Annotated in this window: 1 protein-coding gene; it reads right to left on the reverse strand. The window is 60.7% G+C overall.

The features are described 5' to 3' along the window. A partial coding sequence (locus EOD29_RS34295) for a phosphoribosylaminoimidazolesuccinocarboxamide synthase (RefSeq protein ID WP_281059267.1) occupies nucleotides 1-244 on the reverse strand: 244 nt, incomplete at both ends.

Raw genomic sequence — 244 nt, forward strand, 5'->3', positions numbered from 1 at the left:
GCGCATGCCGTCGGGCAGACGCATGCCGTACATCTCGCGCTCACCCTTTTTATAAAGCGTCAGGATCGAGGTACCGGTGGTGCCGGCGAGATAACCGCGCACGACGATCTCGACCGGCAGGATGTCGAGCCGCTTGCCGATGACGACATTCGCATCCGGATAGTCGAGAACGTGGTTGGGGCAGATGTCCTTCGTCGCCTCGAACCAAAAGCGCGCTGTCTGCGTCAGGACCTGGCCCTTATAG

The sequence above is a fragment of the Mesorhizobium sp. M1A.T.Ca.IN.004.03.1.1 genome (assembly GCF_003997555.1).
Classification (GTDB): Bacteria; Pseudomonadota; Alphaproteobacteria; order Rhizobiales; family Rhizobiaceae; genus Mesorhizobium.